Origin of the sequence: Thiorhodococcus mannitoliphagus (genome assembly GCF_010915725.1) — a bacterium.
GTDB lineage: Bacteria > Pseudomonadota > Gammaproteobacteria > Chromatiales > Chromatiaceae > Thiorhodococcus > Thiorhodococcus mannitoliphagus.
In genome coordinates, this window is the sequence record NZ_JAAIJR010000212.1 from 1 (window position 1) to 5,585 (window position 5,585).

Genomic DNA, 5,585 nt, shown 5'->3' on the forward strand with positions numbered 1-5,585 from the left:
CGCAGTTCCACTTTGCCCAAATGGGATATCCTCATCCGACCAAACTGCGGGTAAGTTCTTTCGCGTAAATCGCCTTAACAGGTGCTATTGTCAGTACCAAGCAAACTCAGAGATCGCCGTTCATGAGCGTGAAATTCTCCGAAGACGTGGTCCCGTTGACTGACCTCAAGGTCAACCCTGGTCGCGTGGTCAAGCACGTTGCCGAGGCCCATCGGCCCGTCCTGCTGACCAGCAGAGGGCGTGGGGTCGCCGTCATGCAATCCTTGTCCGATTTCGAGCAGGCTACGGAAGAGCGCGCCTTCATGCGAGCGGTCGTCGCGGGATTGGCCGACTTGGATGCCGGCCGCGAGGTCTCCCTCTCCGAGGCAAAAGCCAGGTTCGGCTTGGCCTAGCGGCATGACCGTCGCCAGGGTCAGCTTTGCCGAGTCCGCGCTCAACGACTTGGCGGGCATCCAAGAGTGGTACGCCGCGGAAGGTGTGCCGGAGGTTGGCGATCGGCTCGTCGCCGAGATTTTCCAGCGGGTGGAGGTCCTCGCCGACCAGCCGGACATCGGGCGGATCGTTCCGGAGTTTGGCGAACCCTTCCTGCGCGAGCTGATCCACCCGCCCTTCCGGATCGTCTATCGCCGGGACCCTTTGCACATGCGCATCGTGCGTGTCTGGCGCAGCGAACGATTGTTGCAGTTGCCGGCATCGGCCAAGTCCCAGGGTCTCGCGGACTGACGATGCTATTCTCGCTGCGGTGATTGGTGGCGGCGGGAACATCCGTGTGGGCCGGCGCCGTCCCGAGTCGGCCGTCGAGGGCAGCGCCGGCTTTAACCATCAGCGGGGTCGCGATCATTGTGAACTCGACTGTTGCGGCAGGCGGAAAGATTCCGGTAGCCTGTGATGTCAGTCGTCATCGGCGCGGACCCGGCAGCGATTGGATCGGGCCAAGTTATCGTGCTCCCAGCGACGAAGGCCCCTTTGCCTCGGCGAGTTCGGTCCTCATCCTATACAATTCTCGCGAATCGACTTCATGAGCACCTTCGAATTCGGCGGCTTCGTGTCGTTCACGCTGGCGATCATCCTGCTGTTCATCGGCAAGGCGGCGCTCAGCCGGGTCGAGCTGTTGCGGCGCTACAGCATCCCGGAGCCGGTGATCGGCGGCTTTCTCTGCGCCGCCGCCGTCGGCGTGGCCTACTACTTCTTCGATCTGCAGGTCACCTTCACGCTGGAAGTCCGCGACTGGTTGCTGCTGTACTTCTTCGCCGCCATCGGCCTGCGGGCGGATATTCGCACCCTGATCTCCGGCGGCAAGCCGCTGGCCATCCTCTTGGGGCTGGCCTCGTCGTTCATCTTGCTGCAGAACCTGCTTGGCATCAGCATGGCAACCCTGTTCGGCCTGGACCCGAAGGCCGGGCTCATGGTGGGCTCCATCTCGCTGACCGGCGGCGTCGGTACCGCGCTGGCTTGGGCGCCGACCTTCGTCGACCAGCTGGGGATCGCCAACGCGCTGGAGCTTGGCGTGGCCACCAACACCGTCGGCCTGATCGCAGCTTGTGTGATCGGCGGACCGATTGCGCGCTATCTCATCCTCCGGCACAAGCTCGCCCCTGCCGGCGACGGCCAGTTGGACATCGGCGTGGGACATCAGGAAGAACTCACCACCAAGGTCGATTCCTACGGTGTTCTGTGGGCCTGGCTGTGGCTCAACGTCGCCTTGATCATCGGCTACGCCCTGAACGAGGCGCTGCAGGCCGCCGGTCTGCAGCTGCCGCTGTTCGTCTCCTGCCTGATGGCCGGCATCCTGATCGGCAACACGCGCAACCTGCTGTTCAAGCGAGACGAGACCTACCCGGGTTCCAGGCTCGGCATCGCGCTCATCTCGGACATCAGCCTGGGCATGTTCCTGACCATGGCGCTGATGGGATTGCAGCTCTGGGAGCTGCAGGGGCTGTTGGTCTTCATCGGCACGGTGATGCTGTTCCAGATCCTGCTGTCGGTCCTGTTCACCGTCTTCATCGTGTTCCGAACCATGGGTAAGGATTACGAGGCGAGCGTCATCAGTGCCGGCTTCGGCGGCATCACGCTGGGCTCGACGGCCACCGCGATCGTCAACATGTCGGCCGTGGCGAAGCAGTACGGCCCCGCGCACCGGGCCTTCATCATCGTGCCCTTGGTCTGCGGCTTCTTCATCGACCTGGTGAACGCCCTGATCATCAACTTCTTTGTTGGCCTTTGACGGTCCGATGCAGCGGACCCCTTGCCCGCTCGAACTAGCCAGCTAATCCCTGATTAACTTACGGAGCCTACTGCACGCTCCTTGCGTGCGCCACCGTCCCGAAAGGGACTCTAGTCAGCCGTGTCGCAGCACGATAGGGTTTTCCGCTGTTTAGCCGTCGGTCTAAAGTCTGAGTACCGCCGGTTCAACAAAGGGATGCGGCCCTGTTCTGGGCGCCTTGCTCGAAGTACCCCAGGTGCTGCTGATCGGATCCTTCGCCCAGGCTCCTTGTGGGCAGGCTAGATCAGAGACGGGGGCAAGCAACCCCTGTGCTCGGCGCGGTGTCGGGTTACCTGAACACGAGGGTGCTGGAGCGCGTCGCGATCTGGCCTGTGCAGCCGTCAGTCGGTCGCACTCAACGACTCGCGCAGGGCGCGGACCGTCGCCATGAGCACAGGTCGCTGGGCGGCTGGCAGCTCTGAGTAGATCATCATCAGCTCGCGCATCTCTTCCGGGAAGGACAGGAAGAGCGGGTCGTGCTCGACGTGCTGCTCGTCCAGCCAGCCTGGCTTGGTCTCGAGCAATCGCTCTAAGCGCCCCGCCAGCTCATCGGAGATCGGCAGGAAGGGATTGTCCAGGTGCTCCCGCAGCCGCTTGCGCGAGATCCGCAGGCGTTTGATCGTCGTGGCGAGCCGCTCCCCATCCTCCTCGATTCCCTTCAGCATCTGCGTCAGGTTCTGGTGCCGCACGGCTTGCAGGTCGCGCTCGCTCGGGCGGATGGGACCCTGGCCGAACATGAGCCAGCAGGCGGAGACACTGGTTGCCTCCGCGATCAGCAGCATGTCGTCAGCGCTCGGCGTGGAGATGCCTGCCTCGTAGTTGCCGAGCCGCGAGGGCTTCCAGCCGGGGATGCATGCAAGCAGGCTGGCCTGTGTCGGCAGGCCGGCCATCTTACGCGCCAGTTTGATGCGGCCGGGGATGTTGGTCGATTGCATGCGGTGGCTTCGTGTGGGGCTTCGGCTTGGGGTGGATTTGGGTCATTTTACAAGAATCTTGATATTCTTGTTGACATACTTGAGATCCGCGCTAGACTAGCCGCCCATTGAAGTAACAGACAACCGCAATCGAGAGGATCAGGACGTAGATGAAATTCAGAGGCGATATCAATCAATCAGGGCTCCGGGGCTCCTTCGTGGGGCGGACGGGCAGCGCTCTGTCTCTGAGCTGAGTCTCTACCGAATGCGACCTCGGGAGGCCCAGTAGAAGGGCCTTCCGGTGGGATTCAAAGCCCCGACCGGGAGTACTGGTCGGGGCTTTTTTTGTGCCTGGACGCTGAGGCTTCCAGGCGAAACCGTCTTCGCGGGATGCATCGTGCAATCAGCACTTGGGGCTCTGGATGCCCCGGTGGCGGGCTCAGGCGCCTTGGGGTGTCCCTGTCGTCCGTACCCATTGCCCGATGTCCGCGGGGTGACAACGTAGCTCATCTGGGTAGAGCAACTGATTTCTAATCAGTAGGTAGCGGGTTCGAATCCCGCCGCTGTCTCTTCGGCGACTGAAAATCGCCACCGATTGGAGTCAGATCCAATCCACACCAACGGGTGAGCCCCAGCCCGACGACCGGGATGTTCCCGCCGCCTGGCGGGTCGGCACGGAGGCCGGATCGGGGGCGTCGCGGTGATTTCGTGCCGCGGAGAAGCGCGTGGATCGGAGCACGCTGGTGTCAGGCGAGCCTGCAGGAGCGCAGGATCCGTCGCAAGGTAGCGGCTCGACTAAGCCTGCGCGCACCTGCCACGCAACCTCCACGGCCCATCGCCGCGGCGCGGGGCGAGCCTTTCAACAATCAAGCAAGAGAACAACGCAACAGGTAACAACGATGCCGACCCCTTGATCATGCGACGAGCAGGCCAGTGCGGCCCAAGCGTGTCGCCAGCAGCGACGGCAAAGGAGAGAAGAACGATGAACATCATGGGATACAAGCGACAGGTCGTCGCCCAGCACGAGCGTGCGCTGGTGCTGAAGAACGGCATGCTGGAGCAGGTGCTGGGGCCAGGTGTCTACCGCTGGCTGGACCTGCCGGGTGCCTTGGTGGTCGAGGTCCACGACCTGACCAATCCAGAGCTGACCCACCCGCATGCCGAGGTCTTCCGCAAGGCGGCGGCCACCCTCTGGGACCATTGGGTCGAGACGGTCGAGACCACCGAGCAAGCCGCTGGATTGGTCTATCTGGATGGCCGCCTGACCACGCTGATTCCGCCCATGAGCCGTCGCTTCTACTGGAAGGGGCCGATTGAGGTGCGCGTCGAGCGGATCGACCTGACGACCGACTTGGCCGTCGACGATGCCTTGATGGAGACCATCCGTCGGTTGCGGCACTCGGATACTTGGACCACGGCTTCGCCCTTGCTGCGGGAGAAGGCGCGTGCGCTGGGCAAGGTGCTGCCGGGGACGGCGTTTCTGGACAACATCCTCGAGGAGGAGGTCGCCGACCATGAGATGGGGCTGTTGCTCCAGGACGGCCGGCTGGTCCGGACCCTGCCGCCGGGTGTCCATGCCTTCTGGAACTTCACCCGCAACCTGCAGGTGGAGGTGACGGACCTGCGGCTGCAGGAGTTGGAGGTCCAGGGTCAGGAGATCCTGACGCGGGACAAGGTCAGCCTGCGGATCAACCTGAGCGCGCACTACCGCGTCGCGGATCCGGTGAAGGTTCGCGCCGGGCTGCCGAAGTACAAGGACTTCCTGTATCGGGAACTGCAGTTCGGGCTGCGTCAGGCCATCTGCGATCGGACGCTGGATGAGCTGCTGGACCAAAAGGGCGTGACCGAGCAGGGCGTGCTCGCGGGGATCCGGGAGCGGGCCGAGCCTTACGGCATCACGGTCGAGGCCCTGGGGATCAAGGACGTCATCTTGCCCGGCGACATGAAGCAGATCCTCAACCAGGTGGTGGAGGCGGAGAAGGCGGCCCAGGCCAACCTTATCCGGCGCCGTGAGGAGACGGCCGCGACCCGGTCGCTGCTCAACACCGCCAAGTTGATGGACCAGAATCCGGTCTTGCTGCGGCTCAAGGAGCTGGAGGCGCTGGAGCGTGTCACCGAGCGGGTCGGCAGCCTGACCGTCTTCGGCGGCATGGAGTCGCTGCTGCAGGGGCTGATCCGGATCGAGGCCCCCAAGGGGTAGGTGGGTAGGGTGGGCAAGCGCAGCGCAGTCCACCAGCGCCGACGCGAGATTCGGTGGACTTCGCGCTCGCTTGTCAATCCTAGGATGATTGATGTGCTGCAAAGGATGGCGGTCGTTTGGTCGCGCGTCATAACGAATAAGGTTAGATCGTCCGAGCGAAGCGAGCGACGATCTGAACCGGTTGTTGGACAAGCCCGGGATCGTGGCG

General features: G+C 63.3%; 5 protein-coding genes and 1 tRNA gene. 5 read left to right on the forward strand and 1 reads right to left on the reverse strand.

Translation table 11 applies throughout. The features are described 5' to 3' along the window. Positions 1-122 precede the first annotated feature (122 nt). From G3480_RS24795 to gltS, 3 genes are all read left to right on the forward strand, one after another. Positions 123-392: a type II toxin-antitoxin system Phd/YefM family antitoxin gene (locus G3480_RS24795; protein ID WP_164656902.1), complete on the forward strand. Its 270-nt coding sequence runs from the start codon at positions 123-125 to the stop codon at positions 390-392. 4 nt (positions 393-396) lie between these two features. Further along, positions 397-723, forward strand: coding sequence for a type II toxin-antitoxin system RelE/ParE family toxin (locus G3480_RS24800; protein ID WP_164656903.1), 327 nt, complete (start codon positions 397-399; stop codon positions 721-723). 295 nt (positions 724-1,018) lie between these two features. Continuing rightward, a complete protein-coding gene (gltS, locus tag G3480_RS24805; RefSeq protein ID WP_164656904.1) occupies positions 1,019-2,224 on the forward strand; it encodes a sodium/glutamate symporter in 1,206 nt (401 codons plus the stop codon). 380 nt (positions 2,225-2,604) lie between these two features. Here gltS and G3480_RS24810 read toward each other — a convergent pair whose 3' ends face one another. Further along, positions 2,605-3,198, reverse strand: coding sequence for a helix-turn-helix domain-containing protein (locus G3480_RS24810; protein WP_164656905.1), 594 nt, complete (start codon positions 3,196-3,198; stop codon positions 2,605-2,607). Positions 3,199-3,672: 474 nt separating this feature from the next. On the opposite strand from G3480_RS24810, the gene G3480_RS24815 reads away from it, so the two are divergent. Next, a tRNA-Arg gene (locus G3480_RS24815) sits at positions 3,673-3,746 on the forward strand. Positions 3,747-4,159: 413 nt separating this feature from the next. Then, the gene (locus G3480_RS24820) at positions 4,160-5,377 is read left to right on the forward strand and encodes a slipin family protein (RefSeq protein WP_206171885.1); all 1,218 of its coding nucleotides are present in this window, start codon (positions 4,160-4,162) and stop codon (positions 5,375-5,377) included. The last annotated feature ends 208 nt before the right edge of the window (positions 5,378-5,585 follow it).

What these genes read in the sequence shown, in the direction of transcription:
- gltS (WP_164656904.1), top strand. Translation starts at nt 1,019, where the DNA reads ATGAGCACCTTCGAATTCGGCGGCTTCGTGTCGTTCACGCTGGCGATC.
- G3480_RS24810 (WP_164656905.1), bottom strand. Translation starts at nt 3,198, where the DNA reads ATGCAATCGACCAACATCCCCGGCCGCATCAAACTGGCGCGTAAGATG.
- G3480_RS24795 (WP_164656902.1), top strand. Translation starts at nt 123, where the DNA reads ATGAGCGTGAAATTCTCCGAAGACGTGGTCCCGTTGACTGACCTCAAG.
- G3480_RS24820 (WP_206171885.1), top strand. Translation starts at nt 4,160, where the DNA reads ATGAACATCATGGGATACAAGCGACAGGTCGTCGCCCAGCACGAGCGT.
- G3480_RS24800 (WP_164656903.1), top strand. Translation starts at nt 397, where the DNA reads ATGACCGTCGCCAGGGTCAGCTTTGCCGAGTCCGCGCTCAACGACTTG.